Genomic DNA, 17,996 nt, shown 5'->3' with positions numbered 1-17,996 from the left:
TTTAGGCGGCGGACCGAGCGAGCTTGTTCCTCGGGATCCTTACTACTGCCCAACCGCCGGCAGTGCACGCGCCCAGGCGGGCGCCGTCGTCGGCGTCTCCATCACTGTTCGTCCTCCAAGCGGCCAAAGCGCGGCGAATGATCTCCGCGCTCGACAGGGTTGCCTGAGCCGTCCCGAATGCCGGGATCGTTATGCCCGCCGGCACCGTCCCGGTTCTGGCCTGATCCGCTCCTGACGCTCCGGGCGGCGGCGTGCCTGGTAGCGGTGGCGGGGTGGAGGTGTAGGTGTGTCCGGTGGGGGTGGTGGTCTCGACCGCGTGGTGTGGTCCGTCGAGGGTGCGGGTGGACCAGCCTTCGGCTTCCTTTGACTGGTTGCATTGCTCGCACAGTCCCTGCCCGTTGGCCATGGTGGTTTTACCGCCTTGTGACCAGGGCACGATGTGGTCAATGTGCCGGATCGGGGCGTCGCACCAGGGCCTGCCGCAGACCGCGTCGCGGGCGAGGATCATCCGGCGCATCCCGTCGGGGAACTTCCGGGCGGCCGAGTCCATCCCCAGCAGTTGCCCGGTCCCGGGGGCGGTGTAGAGGCGGCGGACCCAGATGTCCTCGACGCTGCCCTGTGTCAGCACTTTCGTGCGGTGGGCCTGTTCGCGGGCGGTCTTCCAGCCCGGCTCGGTCCCGGCCGGCGGCGCCTTCTGCCCGGTCCCGCCGGGCGGGCTGGCTTCCGTGTGGGCGTCCGGTGTGTTTGCCGTGGCCGGCGGTTGGTGCGGCGGCCGGGTGAGGTCGCGGGCGTAGTGGGCCGGGACGATGCCGTAGCCGGTCAGCCAGGCCGGTTCGGCCTCGCCGTGCAGCAGGGCGCGGTCGGTCATCACCAGCTGGATTTCCAGCCGGGCCGGGTCGGCGGTGCTGCGGCCGGTGACGCGTTCGAACACGGTGTCGGCCATCATCTGGCCGCGGGAGCGGGGGTCTCCGCTGTTGCGCAGCCGGTCCGCTTCCCGGTGCAGGGCGGCCATCACCGCCACGCCCTGGACCACCGGCAGCAGGGTCCGGACCGAGACCATGGTGTCCGGCTCCGGGCGGGAGGAAACGTGCCGGTCCGCTTCGGCCTTCGCTGCCCGGTCCACCACCGAGCGCGGTTCCAGCCGGTAGGCGAGGCGTTTGGCTTCGGCCCGCAGCGCCCTGTTCCCGAGCCCGTGCAGCCGCTCCCGGTTCCCGGCCAGTTCCCGGTCCACCCGGGCCCGGTGCTCCGGGCTCAGGCAAACGGTTTCCTGGGCCAGGATCTCGGCCCGGTATTCGTTCAGGTGCCCCGCGGCCAGGGCGGCCAGAGTGTGCGGCATCTGCCCCACCAGGGTCCGGGACAGGTTCAGCAGGACCGCGGCCCGGTGCGGGGACTCGCGCCGGGCCAACCCGATCTGGGCGGCCACCCCGGCGCCCTGCCGGTCTATGGGGATCCCGGCGGCGGCCCGGCGGGCACGGACGGACTTCTCCAGCGCGACCTGCACCCTGGCCTGCGCCGCCGCGGCGGCAGCCTTCAGGCCCTCCAGCGCGGTGAGCTCTTCGACCAGTTCCGGGCCCGGCGCGTCCAGATCGATGCCCTCCAAGGCAGCGGCGGCGGCGCGAACGGCGGCAGACCCCACCGGACCCGCGGCAGCGGCGGGCGGTCCTGCGGCGGGAGGTTCGGATACTGCCGGATCAAACATCACAGCGTCTCAATCTTCAGCATGCGTGCTGCATGGCCTCGACTACGAGCGGTCGCGAACCCTGAACGGATCCGCGGACGCCGCCGGCAAACCCACACCCGGCGGCCAACGTTGGTGCTGAACTGCTACTGAAAACAGACTATGCGCCGCCACTGACAGTTTCGGAGGACGCAGCAACCGCCACCGACTGCAGCAAGGCAACCGGTGGAGTGGCCCTGACCGAATTGCGGCCTATAGTTTCCGCACGAGGAACTTCTAAGCAAGACCACCAAAGCGGGGCATGCAAAAGGACCGCTCTGCCCCTGCCGCGCACATCCAACGGTACAAACGGGCCCACGTAGGAAGACCGCCCGGGGGTACCGCGTTCGCGTGAGGTTACACCGGCACCGGCGTAAGGTCGTAATGCATCTCGACCAAGTCGCCCAAGGTGCGGCTGCCGCGAAGCCGCGCAGGCGCAGTCGTGCTGGGAACCGGTAGCAGCGGTTGTCCGCCGCCCAGCACCACCGGCACCAACGTCAGAATGAGTTCGTCCAGCAGGCCGGCCGACGCGTACTGTGCGGCAAGTTGCCCGCCGCCGACCAGCCACACGTCTTTCTCGCCGGCGTCGGCGCAGATGTCATCGTGGAAGATACCCACATCGCCTCGCACAAACGTGATGTCCGCTCCGGGTATGCCTGGCAGTTCGTGATGCGTGAACACCCAGGTGGGTGTTGAGCCGTAGGGCCATTCCTCCGGTGCCTCCTCCAGCACGAACTTATACGTCTCGGAGCCCATGACGATGGACCCGATGCGCTGCATGAAGGTTGCGAAGCTGTCCTGGACGCCGGCGGCGTCATTGAACTGCGTGAGCCAGTCGAGCTTGTTGCTGCGGTCGGCAATATACCCATCCACCGAGCTGCCGACGTAGTAAATAGTCCGGGCCATGCGGCCCATGCTAGCCAGCGGCCCGAACCAGTGGAAGCTTGGCGTGCGTCCCGCTGGACATGCGGGGGTTGTCGGTCCGCAGTTGTCGCAGCACATGCCAGGGTTGTCGATCCGCGGTTGCCGCAGGACATGCAGGGGTTGTCGGTCCGCAGCTGCGGCAGTACAACGGTGGGATGGATGCGAAGACTGCGGCGTGGATCACGGCCTACCGGCAGGCGTGGGAAACCAATGACCCGGATCAGATCGGAGCATTGTTTACCGACGACGCCGAGTACCGGCCGGAGCCTTGGACGGAACCGTGGCGTGGCCGGGACAGCATTGTCCGGCAGTGGCTGGCCCGCAAGGATGAGCCAGGTGCCGCGACATTCGAGTGGGCCGAAGTCACGGTGACCGACCACGTCTCCGTGGTTGAGGGAACGACCGCCTACCGGGACGGACGCACCTACAGCAACCTGTGGCTGATCCGGTTGAACGGCGAGGGCCGGGCAACCCACTTCACCGAGTGGTGGATGGACCATTCGGTCGCTTCCTGAAACCGACGCCGGCGCAAGATGCGCCGCTCCTGCATCAACCGCGCCCTGAGTCGTAAGCTCAGGGAATGGCGAGATACTTCGACGTCCACCCTCAGGATCCCCAGCCGCGATCGATCGGCCAGATTGTGGACCTTGTCCGGTCCGACGCGCTGATCGTGTACCCGACCGACTCTTGCTATGCCTTCGGTGCGCAACTGGGCAACAAGGACGCGTTGGAACGGATCCGGACCATCCGCCGGCTCGACAACAAGCACCACTTCACCCTGGTCTGCAAGGACTTTGCCCAGCTGGGCCAGTTCGTGCACGTCGACAACAACGTTTTCCGCGCCATCAAGGCCGTGACTCCGGGCAGCTACACCTTCATACTGCCGGCCACCGCGGAGGTTCCCCGCCGGCTGCTGCATCCGAAGAAAAAGACCGTGGGCGTCCGCATTCCGGCGAACAACGTCGCGCAGGCAATTCTTGCGGAGCTGGGCGAGCCGCTGCTTTCCAGCACACTGCTGTTGCCGGACGAGGAGGAGCCGCTGACCGAGGGCTGGGAGATCAAGGACCGGCTCGATCATGTGGTGGACGCCGTTGTGGACGGCGGGGACTGCGGGTCCGAGCCGTCCACCGTCGTCGACTTTTCCGGCGGCACTGCCGAGGTAGTCCGTTACGGTGCCGGCGACCCGTCCCGCTTCGAATAGGCCAATGGGGCCGGCGGACATGCCAAGCTGACGGCTCGCCGTGCCGGCAGACACGCCAAGCTAACGGCCGTCCGGCCGTTGGGGGCGGCGCCGAGGGCGGGACGTGCAGGTTCCGCGCGGTCAGTCCTTCTTGCGCGCCCGGCTGGGCTGCACCCGAGGCGGCTCGCCCGGCATCTTCGGATAGTCGGGCGGGAAGGGCATCTCCCCCAGGCCCGCCGCGAGATCGCGTTCCCACCACTGGAGCAGGACGTCGATCTTGCCCGGCTCATCATGCATGCGGGCCCACGGGTCGCCGGTTGTCTTCAACCTGTCCGGAACCGTGGCGATCGTGAAGTTATTCGGGTCGGCCGTCTCGAGTTCGTCCCATTCGATCGGGCAGGACACCGCCGCGTTGGGCAGGGCCCGCGGGCTGTAGGCACCCGCCATGGTCCGGTCGCGGTTGGCCTGGTTGAAGTCCACGAAGATCCGTTCCCCGCGCTCTTCCTTCCACCAGGAGGTCGTCACCTGCTTGGGCATCCGCCGCTCGATCTCCCGCGCCGCCGCGATGACGGCATGGCGTACATCCAGGAATTCGTGCGTCGGCTCGATCGGCGCGAACATGTGCAGCCCGCGGTTACCGGAGGTTTTGATGAACGCGTTGAGTCCGGCCTCCGCCAGCACCGACCTCAGTTCGATCGCCACCGGGATGGCGTCGTCGAACGAGGTCCCCGGCTGCGGATCCAAATCGATGCGCAACTGGTCCGGGTTGTCGGAGTTCCCCGCGCGCGACGGCCACGGGTGGAACACCACGGTGTTCATCTGCACCGCCCACACCGCCGCTGCGGGCTCGTCGAGGACCAGTTGCGGGTGCGAACGGGCGCTCGGATAGACCACCATCACCGACCGCACGAACTCGGGCGCGCCCTTGGGCGGATTCTTGGAGAAGAACTGTTCGCCGTCGATCCCGTCGGAGAACCGTTGCAGCGACACCGGGCGATCGCCGTTCGCGCGGACGAACGCCTCGCCCACCTCCGCGATGTAACGCGCCAGATCCAGTTTGGTGATCCCCAGTTCGGGCCACATCACCCGGCTCGGACTGGAAATGCGCACCTCGCGCTCGCCGTGCGGTCCGTCGACCGTCAACGTTGTCTGTTCGCTGGCCATGGGAACACCTAAACACACCCACGTCGCTTCTGGCGAGGGCATGATGGGAGCATGCCTATCACCGAGTCCCCCGTGACCATCGACGTCGGCGACACCACCGTCTCCGGTGTCTACGCCCGTCCCGGGTCCCCCTTCGCATCGCTGGTGGTGGCCCACGGGGCCGGCGCGGGCATGGACCACCCGTTCCTGTCGGGTTTCACCCGCGCCTTGAACGACGACGGCGTGGCCACCTTGCGCTTCAACTTCCCCTACCGGGAGGCCGGCAGGAAGTTTCCGGACCGCCCGCCGGCTGCCATCGTGGCGTGGCGTTCGGCCATGCGGGAAGCGGCCGCACGCTCCGGCGGCGAACCGCTGTGGGCGGCCGGCAAATCGTTCGGCGGCCGCATGGCGTCGATGGCCGTGGCGGAGGGAATGCCGGCCGCCGGTCTCGTGTACCTGGGCTATCCGCTGCACCCGCCGGGGAAACCGGACAAGCTTCGGGACGAGCATCTGTATGGCCTCACGCTGCCCATGCTGTTCCTGCAGGGCACCCGCGATACCTTCGCAACCCGGGAACTGCTCGAGTCCGTCGTCGAACGCATCGGTCCGAACGCCGTGCTCGCCTGGCAGGAAGGCGGCGACCATTCCTTCGACGTCAAAGGCCGGAAACGCGGAGCAGCCGAGATCGGGGCCTCGCTCGCCGGCCCTGCCGCCGAATTCCTGCGCTCGGCGGTCGGCGGCGCCTGACCGCCAGCTGCCTGCCTGTTACTGCTCGACAATGGAGTCGATGGGCCGCGGGGAAGTTATGGGATCGGCATGACGGTGGATGATCTTCCAGGTGCCGTCCTCCAGCCGGAATATCGTCGTGACGCGCAGCGAGACCGGGGACGCCGCGTCGGACACGTTGACCTTCACCCGGGTCCGCTCTATTTCGACGATGTAGCCCAGGTCTGTCCCGATGTACGTGGAAATACGCTCAAACCGGATCGGCTCGCCCTCGCTGAAATGCGATACCGCCCGGTCCATGGCCGCCTCGACCTCTTCCCAGCCACGGGCGGGCGGGCCGAGCGGATTGGCAAGCGTGACCTCTTCCTGCCTCGAAAACAGGTCCTTCACCAAAGCGGGATTTCCCTGCACGAACGCGTCCAGCGCGCTGTGATAACGCTCGGCAACCAGATGAAGATCGGATCCTGGCATGTTTCCTCCAGCCGCTGCCTCCCGCCGGAGCCGCACCGGCGGCCGGGGCGCGAATACAGCCATGCTCCCACCGGCATCCGAGGATGTCCATGACCCGCGCTGGCTCCGGTCCAGGGCCTCCTAGCCGGGGCCGGACCGCGGGACTACGATGGTCGGGCCAGGGTCCCGCACGCCCCCAGCTGCAGGTCCGTGCCGGAAGGGGCCGCGTCCGATGAACGAGCATCCTGGCGGTCTCGTACTGGAGCTGGAGATGGTCCTGGCCGCGCCGTGCGAACTGGTGTTCCGGATGCTGACGGAGTCGGTCGAGGTGGCCAAATGGTGGGGCCCGGAAGGTTTCACACCACCCGAGGTCATGCTCGACGCAAGGCCAAGCGGCACCTACCGGCTGACCATGAACCCGCCCGACGGCCCGCCCTTCCACCTCGCCGGCGAGTTTCTCGAGATCTTCCCTCCGCGCCGCCTCGCCTACTCCTTCCGGTGGGAGGAGCCCGTGCCCAATGACCGCGAAACCATCGTCACGCTGTCCCTCGAACCCGTGAAAGGCCGCACACGGCTTGCTCTCTCCCAGGGCGGGTTCGCTACGGAAGAACGCCTCGGCCTTCACCGGGCCGGCTGGACGGACGCCTTGGCAAAACTCGCCCGCGTTCTCCACTCCGGCGGGTGACCCGGCCAGTCCCGGCCGACAGCCTTATCGTTGCCCGACCCCGGTGGCGGGTGACCCGGTCCGTCCCGGCCGACAGCCTTACCGTTGCCCGACGCCGGTCGACGCTGCCGTAGGCACCGGATCGTGCCGCAGGTACGCGCGCCGGAAGCGTCCGGTGCCGCCGGTCAGGGCACGCAGGTCGATGGCGTAGCGCAGCAATTCCTGGTCCGGGACTTCCGCGCTGATTTCGGTGAGCTCCCCGCCGGCTGAATCCGATCCGGTCAGGCGTCCGCGCCGGGCGGACAGGTCGCTCATCACCGCTCCCACATAGCCGTCGGGAACTGTGATCGTCACGGCGGAGACCGGCTCGAGCAACTGGATGCGCGCCGCCGCAGCGGCTTCCCGCAAGGCCAGGGCACCCGCGGATTGGAAGGCCGCGTCGGAGGAATCGACGCTGTGGGTCTTGCCGCCGACCAGTGTCACGCGGATGTCGACGACGGGGAAACCGGCGGAGACGCCTTTCTCCATCTGCGCCCGGACCCCTTTCTCGACGGACACGATGTACGGCCCCGGGATGACACCGCCGACGATCTTGTCCACGAATTCAAACCCGGTGCCGCGCGGGAGCGGTTCGACTTCAATCTCGCAGATGGCGAATTGGCCGTGCCCGCCGGACTGCTTGACGTAGCGTCCGCGTCCGGTGGCCGCCGCCGCGAACGTTTCGCGCAGGGGCGTGACGACGTCGACCGTCTGCACGTTCACGCCCTGCCCGCGCAGCCGGTCGAGCACCACCTCGGCGTGCGATTCGCCCATGCACCACAGGATGAGTTGGTGCGTCTCCGCATGGCGCTCTACCCGCAGGGTCGGGTCGCCCGCGGCCACCTTGGCCAGGCTCTTCGCCAAGGCGGCCTCATCGTTGCGCGTGGCAGCCTCCACCGCGACAGGCAACAGGGGTTCCGGCATGTCCCACGGTTGGATGAGCATCGGCTGTTCCCTCGACGACACCGTGTCCCCGGTCTCGGCGGTGCCGATCTTCGTCAGCGCGCAGATGTCGCCGGCGATGCAATAGGACACCGACCGCAAGCTCGAGGCGAGCGGGGCGTGCAGGTGCGTGACCCGTTCATCGCTGTCGTGGTCGGCATGGCCCCGGTCGGCGAGCCCGTGTCCGGACACGTGAATGGCGGAGTCATCCCGCAGGGTGCCCGAGAAAACCCGAACCAGGGAGACCCGGCCCAGGAACGGGTCCGTCGTCGTGCGGATCACTTCGCCGGCGAGCGGACCGTCGGGATCACAGCGCAGCGTGGTGCTCCGCGAACCGTAGAGTCCCGCCGCTGCCGGCAACGGGCGCTCACGGGGGGACGGGAACGCCCGCTTGAGCATGTCCAACAGCTCCGCGATGCCCAGCCCTGTCTCCGAGGAGGTGGCCAGCACCGGGTAGAACGATCCGCGCGCGACGGCGGTCTCCAGGTCGGAGAGCAGAACGTCGAGGCCGATGTCCTCGCCGCCCAAGTAGCGGTCCATCAGGGACTCGTCCTCGCTCTCGGCAATGATCCCTTCGATCAGGGCGCTGCGCGCTTCCTCGGCGCCCTCCAGTTCCCCGGCGTCCGCGGGGCGGAAGGCGGGGTGGCGTTCCCCGTCGCTGTAGTCCGATACAGTCCCGGACAGCAGTCCGTGCAACCCGGTCAGCTCCGCCCCGTTGCGCACCGGCAGGTACAGCGGCTGCACCGAATCGCCGAAGGCGCGGCGGCAGCCGTCCAGCGCCGCGTCGAAGTCGGCCCGCGGGTGGTCCAGCCGGCTGATGGTCACCGCCCTCGGCAGCCCGACGCCCTGGCATTCGGCCCACAGCGCGGTGGTGGCGGCATCGACCCCATCCACGGCGGACACCACGAACAGGGCCGCGTCGGCGGCGCGAAGACCGGCACGCAGTTCGCCCGTGAAGTCCGAATAGCCCGGCGTGTCCAGGAGGTTGATCTTGACGTCGTCGTGCATAAAGGGAAGGACGGAGAGCACGACGGAACGCTGCTGGTGGATCTCCGAGGGGTCCGAGTCGCTGACGGTGGTGCCGTCCACAATGGAACCCATCCGGTTCGTGGCTCCCGCCGCCGCCAGCATGGCCTCCGCGAGCATCGTCTTCCCGGCACCGGAGTGGCCCACGAGCACCACGTTGCGGATTTGCTCCGGCCGGGACGCCGTCGCCGCGGCGGAGTCCTCCGCCCGCCGCAGATCGGCGCTCCGTCCAGAACCCTTCGCCAACCCGTTGGCCGATTTCCCCGACATGAGCGCCTCCTGGCGTCGTAGGCATCATCGTCCTGCGCACTCACCTGCTCTTAACAGATTCGACACCCGGAAGGGGGGCAGCGGCAAGGGCGTGGTCGTCGCAGTCTTCCCGGAGTCCTGCACATTCCCGGCCCGAGGGCATCACCGCTAAAACAAGAAGGCCCCCCCGAAGGGAGCCTTTTGTGCCCGAGGTGGGATTCGAACCCACACGGTTTTACCCGCCGCATTTTGAGTGCGGTGCGTCTGCCATTCCGCCACTCGGGCAATGCGCCGGTCGCGAAGCCGGTCTCCAACTGTGAAAACCGTCATGCTCCCCGGTGCGCGAATCTACTCTACATGCCGATAGGCTATTTCACGGAACCGACGCCAAATCAATGGCAACGCAACACCCTAGGAGCGCCAGTGTCTGAACAAACCGAGTCTGTCCCCGCTCGCCGCGTCGTCGTCGCGGAGGACGAGACACTGATCCGCCTGGATATCGTCGAAATCCTCAGGGGCGAGCGCTACGACGTCGTTGCCGAAGCCGACAACGGCGAAAAGGCAGTGGAACTTGCCCAGGAACTGAAGCCGGACCTGGTCCTCATGGATGTGAAGATGCCCGTGATGGACGGCATCTCGGCGGCGGAGCAGATCGTCAAGGCACGCATTGCCCCGGTGGTGCTGCTGACCGCGTTCAGCCAGAAAGAGCTGGTGGAACGCGCCCGCGACGCCGGTGCCATGGCGTACGTGGTGAAGCCCTTCACTCCGGCGGACCTGATTCCGGCCATCGAGATCGCGCTCTCCCGCCACGAGGAGCTCGCCGCCCTGGAGTCCGAGGTATCCGACCTCCAGGAGCAGTTCGAGACCCGGAAGCTGGTGGAGCGGGCCAAGAGCCTGCTCATAACCAAAATGGGCCTGACCGAGCCGGAAGCGTTCCGCTGGATCCAGAAGACGTCGATGGACCGCCGGCTGAGCATGCGCGAAGTCGCCGAGACAATCATCAACCAGGTGAACTAAGGCAAACGGGAACGGCCTCCGGAATGATCCGGAGGCCGTTCTTCTGTCCGTGGCCTACACCGGCCCTTCGCCTACGACGTCGGCCAGGGGCCGACCCGCTCCGGCCGCGGGTGCGACTGGCCGTCCAGCAGTTCGCCTGCATCCGCCAGGTCGCCCACGCGGTGCACCTTCAGAGAGTTGGTGGAACCGGCCTTGCCCGGGGGCGAACCGGCGGCGATGACGACCAGGTCATCGATGTCCACCAGCCCGCGCTCGTAGAGGATCCGGTCCACCTGGGCGGTCATGTGGTCCGTGTGCTCGACGAACTCGACGACGAGCGGCTGGATGCCCCAGGTCAGCGAGAGCACGTTCAGGGTGGACTGGAGCGGGGTGAACGCGAACACCGGCCGCGCCGGGCGCAGCCGGCTGAGCCGGCGGGCCGAGTCCCCGGACTGGGTAAAGGTACAGATGTACTTGGCGTCGAGCTGGTCGGCGATCTGCACGGCCGCCCGGGTGATGGCGCCGCCGCGGGTCTTCGGCTGGCTGCCCAGCGGCGGCACGCGGTCCAGCCCGTGCTGCTCGGTGGATTCGATAATCCGGGCCATGGTCTGGACCGTCTCCAGCGGGTACTTGCCCACGCTGGTTTCGCCCGAGAGCATGACCGCGTCGGCGCCGTCGAGCACGGCGTTGGCGCAGTCCGATGCTTCCGCCCGGGTGGGCCGCGGGTTGTCGATCATCGATTCGAGCACCTGGGTGGCAACGATCACCGGTTTCGCCCACCGGCGGGCGAGTTCGACGGCGCGCTTCTGCACCAGCGGCACGTCCTCCAGCGGCAGCTCCACGCCCAGGTCGCCGCGGGCGATCATGATGGCATCAAACGCGTCGATGATCTCTTCGATGGCGTCCACGGCCTGCGGCTTCTCGATCTTGGCGATGACCGGGGCGCGGCGTCCCTCCTCGTCCATGATCTCGTGGACCCGCTGGACGTCGGCGGCGTTGCGTACGAAGGACAGGGCCACCATGTCGACGCCGGTCTTGAGCGCCCAGCGCAAATCCTCCTCGTCCTTCTCGCTCAGGGCCGGGACATTGACCGCCACGCCGGGCAGGTTGATGCCCTTGTTATTGGACACCGCACCCGCCACGGTGACTTCCGTCACCACCTTGACGTCGTCGACCTCGATGGCCTTGAGCGCCACCTTGCCGTCGTCGATCAGCAGGGAGTCGCCCACGTTGACGTCGCCCGGCAAGCCCTTGTGCGTGGTCGAGCATTGCTCGGCGGTTCCCTCCACGTCTTCGGTGGTGATCGTGAAGCGGTCCCCCACCGCGAGGTGGTGGGGGCCGTTCACGAAGCGTCCCAGGCGGATCTTCGGGCCCTGCAGGTCGGCGAAGATGCCCACCGGCTTGGACAGTTCGGCCGAAGCCTTGCGGACGTTGTCGTAGGTCTGCTGATGCACGCCGTAGTCGCCGTGGCTCATGTTCATCCGGGCCACGTCCACGCCGGCCTTGAGGACAGCCAAGGTGCTCTCGTAACTGGCGATGGCAGGGCCGAAGGTTGCAACGATTTTTGCGCGTCTCATATCCCTACCCTAATCAGAATGCGGCCATTGCGCAGGGCGTGCCCCGCTAGGGCAGCACCGCGATCGCACGGTCGTCCGGGGCCACCGGGGCCGGCAGCCGCGTACTTCCGGTCAACCACTGGTCGACGGCGGCCGCGCAGGCGCGCCCTTCGGCGATCGCCCACACAATCAAGGACTGTCCGCGCCCGGCGTCGCCGGCCACGAAGATACCTTTGGTGCCGGTCATGTAGCCGCCGTCGCGGGCGACATTCCCTCGCTCGTCGAAGGCCGCGTTGACCTGCGCGCCGAGCCCGGCCTGCTCCGGCCCGGTGAAGCCCAGGGACAGGAACACCAGGTCCGCCGGGATCTCCCGCTCGGTGCCGGGCTTGGGCACACGCCGGCCGTCCACGAACTCGGTTTCGGCGACCTTCAGCGCGGTGAGCACGCCGTTCTCGCCCACGAACTCCACGGTGGAGGCGAGGTAGGTCCGCTCGCCGCCTTCCTCGTGGGCGCTGGCCACTTCGAACAGGGTGGGGAACGTCGGCCAGGGCTGGTGCGAAGCACGCTGGGCCGGCGGCTGCTTGCCGATGGCGAGGGTGGTCACCGATGCCGCCTGCTGCCGGTGCGCCGTGCCGAGGCAGTCCGCGCCGGTGTCGCCGCCGCCCAAGATCACCACGTGCTTGCCCCGGGCGTCGATCTGGTCCGGGACCGCCTCGCCGGCCACCACCCGGTTGGCCTGCACCAGGTAGTCCATGGCGAAGTGCACGCCGGACAGCCCGCGCCCGGGGATCGGCAGGTCCCGCGGCTCGGTGGCACCGGTCGCGATCACCACGGCGTCGTAGCGGCGGCGCAGCTGGTCCCAGCTGATGTCCTTGCCGGCCTCGATCCCGGTGCGGAACCGGGTGCCCTCGGCACGCATCTGCTCCAGCCGGCGGTCGAGGTAGTGCTTCTCCATTTTGAAGTCGGGAATGCCGTAGCGCAGCAAGCCGCCCACCTTGTCGTCGCGCTCGTACACCGCGACCGTATGGCCGGCCCGCGTCAGCTGCTGCGCCGTCGCCAGCCCAGCGGGACCGGATCCGACGACGGCGATCGTGTGCCCGGTCAACCGCTCCGGCGCGTGCGGAGTCACCCAGCCCTGGTCGAACGCTTCCTCGATAATGGAGACTTCCACCTGCTTGATCGTCACCGCCGGCTGGTTGATGCCCAGCACGCAGGCCGCCTCGCACGGCGCCGGGCACAACCGGCCGGTGAATTCCGGGAAGTTGTTGGTGGCGTGCAGCCGCTCAATCGCTTCCTGGTCCTTGCCGCGCCAGGTCAGGTCGTTCCACTCCGGGATCAGGTTGGCCAGCGGGCAGCCCTGGTGGCAGAACGGGATGCCGCAGTCCATGCAGCGGCCGGCCTGGCTGCGGAGCACGCCCTTCTCCTGCGCTTCGTAGACTTCCTTCCAGTCCATGATCCGCACGGGGACCGGACGGCGGGGCTGGGTCTGGCGTTCCCGCACTTTCATAAATCCGCGTGGGTCAGCCACCGGTTACCTCCAGGATTCGGGTCCAGACAACGTCGCCGTCGGGGTCCAACCCTTCGGCTTCGGCGTTCGCCCGGGCTTGCAGCACCGCCGCGTAGTCGCGCGGCAGCACCTTGGTGATGCGGGTCAGGGTGTCTTCGAGGTCCTCGAGCAGGCGCGCGCCCAGCCGTGAGCCGGTTTCCTCCGCGTGCTTCTTGAGCAGGGCGGCAATTATTTCTTCGTCCACCGGGTCCGGCCGCAGCAGCTGCAATTCGCCGTTGTCCGTGCTCTGCGTGTTGAGCCGGCTCCGGTCCAGGTCCAGCACGTAGGCCACGCCGCCGGACATGCCGGCGCCGAAGTTGCGTCCGGTCCGGCCCAGGACCAGGGCCAGTCCCCCGGTCATGTACTCGCAGCCGTGATCGCCGATTCCTTCGACGACGGCGGTGGCGCCCGAGTTGCGCACCAGGAACCGCTCGCCCACCTGGCCGCGCAGGAACATCTCCCCGCTGGTGGCACCGTAACCAATGACGTTGCCCGCGATCACGTTGTGTTCGGACACGAACGTGTTGGCCCGGTCCGGCCGGACGATGATCCGGCCGCCGGAAAGTCCCTTGCCGACGTAGTCGTTCGAGTCGCCGAGCAGCCGCAGGGTGATGCCGGCGGGCAGGAAGGCGCCCAGTGACTGTCCGGCCTGGCCCGTGAGGGTCACGTCGATGGTGTCGTCCGCCAGGGTCTCGATGCCGAAGCGCTTGGTCACTTCGTGGCCGAGCATCGTTCCCACGGACCGGTCGGTGTTGATCACGTCCAGGCTGATCCGCACCGGTTCGCGGTGGGTCAGCGCGTCGGAGCTCATGGCGATCAGCTGGTTGTCGAAGTGCTTGTCCAGTTCGTGGTTCTGCGTGGTCATGTTGCGCAGCGGGACGTCGGAGTCGGTGCCGTAGCCGCGCAGGATCGGTGCCAGGTCCAGGCCGTCGGCCTTCCAGTGGTCGACCGCTTCGCGGGTGTCCAGCAGCTCGGCGTGGCCAATGGCTTCTGCCAGGCTGCGGAAGCCCAGTCCGGCCAGCAGCTCGCGCACCTCCTCCGCAATGAACTCGAAGAAGTTCACCACGAACTCGGGCTTGCCGGTGAAGCGGCGGCGGAGTTCCGGGTTCTGCGTGGCAACCCCCACCGGGCAGGTGTCCAGATGGCAGACGCGCATCATGATGCAGCCGGAGACCACCAGCGGCGCGGTCGCGAAGCCGAATTCCTCGCCGCCCAGCAGCGCCGCGACCATCACGTCGCGGCCGCTCTTCAACTGCCCGTCCACCTGCACCACCACGCGGTCCCGTAGGCCGTTGAGGATCAGCGTCTGCTGCGTTTCGGCCAGCCCCAGTTCCCAGGGCGCGCCGGCATGCTTGAGCGAGTTCAGCGGGCTGGCCCCGGTGCCGCCGTCGTGCCCCGATACGAGGACGACGTCGGCCTTCGCCTTGGTCACGCCTGCCGCCACGGTGCCGATCCCGACTTCGGCCACCAGCTTCACGTGCACGCGTGCCGAGGGGTTGGAACGCTTCAGGTCGTAGATCAGCTGCGCCAGGTCCTCGATCGAGTAGATGTCGTGGTGCGGCGGCGGCGAGATCAGGCCGACGCCCGGTGTGGAATGCCGGGTCCGGGCCACCCACGGGTAGACCTTCTGGCTCATCAGCTGGCCGCCCTCGCCGGGCTTGGCTCCCTGGGCCATCTTGATCTGGAGGTCCTCGGCGTTGGTCAGGTACAGGCTGGTGACGCCGAACCGGCCGGACGCCACCTGCTTGATGGCCGACCGGCGCACCGGGTCCAGCAGCCGGTCGACGTCCTCGCCGCCCTCGCCGGTGTTCGATTTCCCGCCCAGCCGGTTCATGGCGATGGCCAGCGTCTCGTGCGCCTCCTGCGAGATGGAGCCGTAGCTCATGGCCCCGGTGGAGAAACGCTTGACGATGCTGGAGACCGGTTCAACCTCCTCCAGCGGCACGGGCGGGCGGGTGCCGGCCTTGAACTTCAACAGGCCGCGGAGCGTCATGAGCTCCTTGGCCTGGTCGTCCACGCCGCGGGTGTAGGCCTTGAACACGTCGTAGCGCCGTTCGCGGGTGGCATGCTGCAGCCGGAACACCGTCTCCGGGTTGAACAGATGCGGCGGTCCTTCACGGCGCCACTGATACTCGCCGCCGTTCTCGAGGGTCCGGTGGGGGTCTTCGATCCCGTCGGAGGGGTAGGCCTGGGCGTGCCGGGCCGCGGCCTCGGCGGCGATGACGTCCAGGCCCACGCCGCCGAGCTGCGATTGCGTTCCGGCGAAGTACTGGTCCACCAAAGACTGGGCGAGTCCGATGGCTTCGAACGTCTGGGCGCCGCAGTAGGAGGCGACGGTGGAGATGCCCATCTTGGACATGATCTTCAGCACGCCCTTGCCCAGGCCCTTGATCAGGTTCTGCACGGCCTGGGCTTCGCTGACGCCCTGGATGTCGCCGTTGCGCACCAGTTCCTCGCAGCTTTCCATCGCCAGATACGGATTCACGGCGGAAGCGCCGTACCCGATGAGAGCGGCGACGTGGTGGACCTCCCGCACGTCGCCGGCTTCCACCAGCAGCGAGATCTTGGTCCGGTTGGCGCTCTTGAGCAGGTGGTGGTGCACGGCACTGGTCAGCAGCAGCGACGGGATCGGCGCCCACTGGGCGTTCGAGTCCCGGTCCGAGAGCACGATGAACTTCACGCCGCGGTTGACGGCGCCGGAAACCTTTTCGCAGATTTCCTGCAGCCGGGCAGCCAACTCGGCGGCGGCGCCGTCGGGCCGGTACAGGCCACTCACCTTCAGCGTGAGGCGGTTGCCTTCCTCGTCTGCCATCGCGGCGATCTTGGCCAGTTCGTCGTTGTTGACCACGGGGAAGTTCAGCGACACCTGGGTGGTGCGCACCTGGCCGGTGGCCAGCAGGTTGCCGTCGGGACCGATCGACGAACGCAGCGACGTCACCAGTTCTTCGCGGATGGCGTCCAGCGGAGGGTTGGTCACCTGCGCGAAGGACTGCACGAAGTAGTCGAACAGCAGCCGCGGGCGCTTGGACAACACGGCGATCGGGGTGTCGGTGCCCATGGCCCCCAGCGGCTCGGCGCCGGTGCGGGCCATCGGGCCCAGCAGGATCCGCAGCTCTTCCTGCGTATAGCCGAAGGTCCGCTGGCGGAGGTTGACCGACGCGGCGGTGTGCACCACGTGCTCGCGCTCCGGCAGGTCCTCCAGCCGGATCATGTTTTCCTTGAGCCATTCGCCCCACGGGTTGGCCGCCGCGACGTCGGCCTTGATCTCCTCGTCCTCGACCAGCCGGCCGGCTTCGGTGTCCACCAGGAACATCTTCCCCGGCGAGACCCGGCCCTTCCTGACCACCTTCGCCGGTTCAATGTTGACGACGCCGACCTCCGAGGCCAGCACGACCAGCCCGTCCTCGGTGACCCAGTAGCGGGCCGGGCGCAGCCCGTTGCGGTCGAGCACCGCGCCAACGAACCTGCCGTCGGTGAAGGAAACGGCCGCGGGGCCGTCCCACGGCTCCATCAGCATGGAGTGGTACTGATAGAAAGCACGCCGCTCCGGGTCCATCGTGGCGTGGTTCTCCCACGCCTCGGGAATCATCATCATGATCGCGTGCGTAATCGGGCGGCCTGAGAGCATCAGCAGTTCGGCGACTTCGTCAAAAGAGGCGGAGTCGGAGGCGCCGGGCGTGCAAATCGGGAAGAGCTCTTCCGGCGTCTCACCCAGCAGGGGGCCCTTCAGCTGCGACTGGCGGGCCCGCATCCAGTTGCGGTTGCCCTTGACCGTATTGATCTCGCCGTTGTGCGCAATGGTGCGGAACGGCTGGGCCAGCGGCCACGAGGGGAAAGTGTTGGTGGAGAAGCGGGAGTGGACAATACCCAGTTGCGTCTTGAAGCGGGGGTCGGAGAGGTCCGGGTAGAAGGGTTCCAGCTGCGCGGTGGTGAGCATTCCCTTGTAGACGATGGTTTTCGACGACAGCGACGGGAAGTACACCCCGTACTTGTTTTGCGCGCGCTTGCGGACGCGGAAAACGCGGGCATCCACGTCGCTGCCGCCGGCATCGGCCGGGTCGAGGCCCAGGAACACCTGGGCGAAGTGGGGCATGCAGGACCGCGCCAGGGCGCCGACCAGTTCGGCCACCACCGGGACGTCGCGCCAGCCGAGGACCTTCAGGCCTTCGGAAGCGGCGATGGATTCCACGCCGTCCCGCGCCGCCGCCGCTTCAGACTCGTCGCTGGGCAGGAAAGCGGTCCCGGCGGCATACCGGCCGGGCGCCGGAAGTTCGAAGCCCACCACCGCGCGGAAGAATTCATCGGGGATCTGGGTGAGCAACCCGGCGCCGTCGCCGGTTCCTTCATCGGCGCCGACTGCGCCGCGGTGTTCCAGATTGCGCAGCGCCGTCAGCGCCGCGTCGACGATGTGGTGGCCCGGCTCGCCCCGCAGGGTGGCAATCACGGCGAGGCCGCAGGCGTCGTTTTCGTGGGCGGGGTCGTACAGCCCGGACTTTTCCGGGTAGGCGGCGAAACGACTGAACGGCGAGGGCACTGTGGTGTGCCGGCGCCCGTGTCCGCCGCCGAGGCTGCGCGGGGTGCTGGACCCCTTGAACGGAGGAGTCATCTGAACTTCCTTCTCCTGGATGTAGGTGAGAAGGGGACGGCGCTGGCCCCGCCCGGGCGGCTTGTGGGCAAGCCGGCCGGTGATGCACCGGGATTCTATGGCCAGCTCACCCCGCACAGCGTATTCGGTGTCCAAGGGGTCGGATGGGGGCCGCCAGGATGAACTGTGCGGTCAATCGGCCACGGCCGCCGGGACCGCACTGGGTGGTGCGCCTTGTCCGGCGGAGAATCCA

13 protein-coding genes and 1 tRNA gene are annotated in these 17,996 nt (G+C 68.0%); 5 read left to right on the top strand and 9 right to left on the bottom strand.

Annotation, left to right across the window (positions count from 1 at the left end; translation table 11 throughout):
- Position 1: 1 nt before the first annotated feature.
- Together AC5RV3_RS01120 and AC5RV3_RS01115 are read right to left on the bottom strand one after the other, a co-directional pair.
- Positions 2–1,699 carry an HNH endonuclease gene (locus tag AC5RV3_RS01120; protein WP_494121000.1) on the bottom strand — a complete coding sequence of 566 codons (1,698 nt, stop codon included), beginning with the start codon at positions 1,697–1,699 and terminating at the stop codon, positions 2–4.
- A 375-nt stretch (positions 1,700–2,074) separates the two neighbouring features.
- On the bottom strand, positions 2,075–2,623 hold the full coding sequence (locus AC5RV3_RS01115) for a dihydrofolate reductase family protein (protein WP_494120593.1): 549 nt from the start codon (positions 2,621–2,623) through the stop codon (positions 2,075–2,077).
- 173 nt (positions 2,624–2,796) lie between these two features.
- On the opposite strand from AC5RV3_RS01115, the gene AC5RV3_RS01110 reads away from it, so the two are divergent.
- Positions 2,797–3,156 (top strand): nuclear transport factor 2 family protein, encoded by a 360-nt coding sequence (locus AC5RV3_RS01110; protein ID WP_494120592.1) that lies wholly within the window; start codon positions 2,797–2,799, stop codon positions 3,154–3,156.
- Between the two features lie 65 nt (positions 3,157–3,221).
- Positions 3,222–3,842, top strand: a complete 621-nt coding sequence (locus tag AC5RV3_RS01105; protein ID WP_493987341.1) for an L-threonylcarbamoyladenylate synthase — start codon at positions 3,222–3,224, stop codon at positions 3,840–3,842.
- A gap of 120 nt (positions 3,843–3,962) precedes the next feature.
- On the opposite strand, the gene ligD is transcribed toward AC5RV3_RS01105, so the two are convergent.
- Positions 3,963–4,985 (bottom strand): non-homologous end-joining DNA ligase, encoded by a 1,023-nt coding sequence (ligD, locus tag AC5RV3_RS01100; RefSeq protein WP_494120591.1) that lies wholly within the window; start codon positions 4,983–4,985, stop codon positions 3,963–3,965.
- A gap of 51 nt (positions 4,986–5,036) precedes the next feature.
- On the opposite strand from ligD, the gene AC5RV3_RS01095 reads away from it, so the two are divergent.
- Entirely contained in the window at positions 5,037–5,711 is a 675-nt protein-coding gene (locus AC5RV3_RS01095) for an alpha/beta hydrolase family protein (protein WP_494112517.1), read from the top strand.
- An 18-nt stretch (positions 5,712–5,729) separates the two neighbouring features.
- Here the strand turns inward: AC5RV3_RS01095 and AC5RV3_RS01090 are convergent, their stop codons facing one another.
- Positions 5,730–6,161, bottom strand: coding sequence for a YybH family protein (locus tag AC5RV3_RS01090; RefSeq protein ID WP_494120590.1), 432 nt, complete (start codon positions 6,159–6,161; stop codon positions 5,730–5,732).
- A gap of 211 nt (positions 6,162–6,372) precedes the next feature.
- Here AC5RV3_RS01090 and AC5RV3_RS01085 point away from each other — a divergent pair, with 211 nt between their 5' ends.
- Positions 6,373–6,825: an SRPBCC family protein gene (locus tag AC5RV3_RS01085; RefSeq protein ID WP_494120589.1), complete on the top strand. Its 453-nt coding sequence runs from the start codon at positions 6,373–6,375 to the stop codon at positions 6,823–6,825.
- 78 nt (positions 6,826–6,903) lie between these two features.
- Here the strand turns inward: AC5RV3_RS01085 and AC5RV3_RS01080 are convergent, their stop codons facing one another.
- Positions 6,904–9,081 (bottom strand): elongation factor G-like protein EF-G2, encoded by a 2,178-nt coding sequence (locus AC5RV3_RS01080; RefSeq protein ID WP_494120588.1) that lies wholly within the window; start codon positions 9,079–9,081, stop codon positions 6,904–6,906.
- A 183-nt stretch (positions 9,082–9,264) separates the two neighbouring features.
- Positions 9,265–9,345: transfer RNA gene (locus AC5RV3_RS01075), tRNA-Leu, on the bottom strand.
- Between the two features lie 138 nt (positions 9,346–9,483).
- On the opposite strand from AC5RV3_RS01075, the gene AC5RV3_RS01070 reads away from it, so the two are divergent.
- Positions 9,484–10,077 carry an ANTAR domain-containing response regulator gene (locus AC5RV3_RS01070; protein ID WP_494120587.1) on the top strand — a complete coding sequence of 198 codons (594 nt, stop codon included), beginning with the start codon at positions 9,484–9,486 and terminating at the stop codon, positions 10,075–10,077.
- Between the two features lie 71 nt (positions 10,078–10,148).
- Here AC5RV3_RS01070 and pyk read toward each other — a convergent pair whose 3' ends face one another.
- The 3 genes from pyk to gltB are packed head-to-tail and all read right to left on the bottom strand — an operon-like array spanning position 10,149 to position 17,764.
- Complete coding sequence (pyk, locus tag AC5RV3_RS01065) at positions 10,149–11,633, bottom strand: pyruvate kinase (protein WP_494120586.1); 1,485 nt, start codon at positions 11,631–11,633, stop codon at positions 10,149–10,151.
- Between the two features lie 46 nt (positions 11,634–11,679).
- The gene (locus AC5RV3_RS01060; RefSeq protein WP_494120585.1) at positions 11,680–13,140 is read right to left on the bottom strand and encodes a glutamate synthase subunit beta; all 1,461 of its coding nucleotides are present in this window, start codon (positions 13,138–13,140) and stop codon (positions 11,680–11,682) included.
- Complete coding sequence (gene gltB / locus AC5RV3_RS01055) at positions 13,133–17,764, bottom strand: glutamate synthase large subunit (RefSeq protein WP_494120584.1); 4,632 nt, start codon at positions 17,762–17,764, stop codon at positions 13,133–13,135. The genes AC5RV3_RS01060 and gltB overlap by 8 nt, the downstream gene beginning before the upstream one ends.
- Between the last annotated feature and the right edge of the window lie 232 nt (positions 17,765–17,996).

Source organism: Arthrobacter sp. Y3221114, assembly GCF_059092625.1.
Note: the sequence above shows the minus strand (reverse complement) of the source record. Positions and strands in the feature narration are given on the sequence as shown.

Coding starts and splice junctions, on each gene's coding strand:
- AC5RV3_RS01110 (WP_494120592.1), top strand. CDS start 2,797: ATGGATGCGAAGACTGCGGCGTGGATCACGGCCTACCGGCAGGCGTGG.
- ligD (WP_494120591.1), bottom strand. CDS start 4,985: ATGGCCAGCGAACAGACAACGTTGACGGTCGACGGACCGCACGGCGAG.
- pyk (WP_494120586.1), bottom strand. CDS start 11,633: ATGAGACGCGCAAAAATCGTTGCAACCTTCGGCCCTGCCATCGCCAGT.
- AC5RV3_RS01095 (WP_494112517.1), top strand. CDS start 5,037: ATGCCTATCACCGAGTCCCCCGTGACCATCGACGTCGGCGACACCACC.
- AC5RV3_RS01120 (WP_494121000.1), bottom strand. CDS start 1,699: ATGTTTGATCCGGCAGTATCCGAACCTCCCGCCGCAGGACCGCCCGCC.
- AC5RV3_RS01115 (WP_494120593.1), bottom strand. CDS start 2,623: ATGGCCCGGACTATTTACTACGTCGGCAGCTCGGTGGATGGGTATATT.
- AC5RV3_RS01090 (WP_494120590.1), bottom strand. CDS start 6,161: ATGCCAGGATCCGATCTTCATCTGGTTGCCGAGCGTTATCACAGCGCG.
- gltB (WP_494120584.1), bottom strand. CDS start 17,764: ATGACTCCTCCGTTCAAGGGGTCCAGCACCCCGCGCAGCCTCGGCGGC.
- AC5RV3_RS01105 (WP_493987341.1), top strand. CDS start 3,222: ATGGCGAGATACTTCGACGTCCACCCTCAGGATCCCCAGCCGCGATCG.
- AC5RV3_RS01085 (WP_494120589.1), top strand. CDS start 6,373: ATGAACGAGCATCCTGGCGGTCTCGTACTGGAGCTGGAGATGGTCCTG.
- AC5RV3_RS01080 (WP_494120588.1), bottom strand. CDS start 9,081: ATGTCGGGGAAATCGGCCAACGGGTTGGCGAAGGGTTCTGGACGGAGC.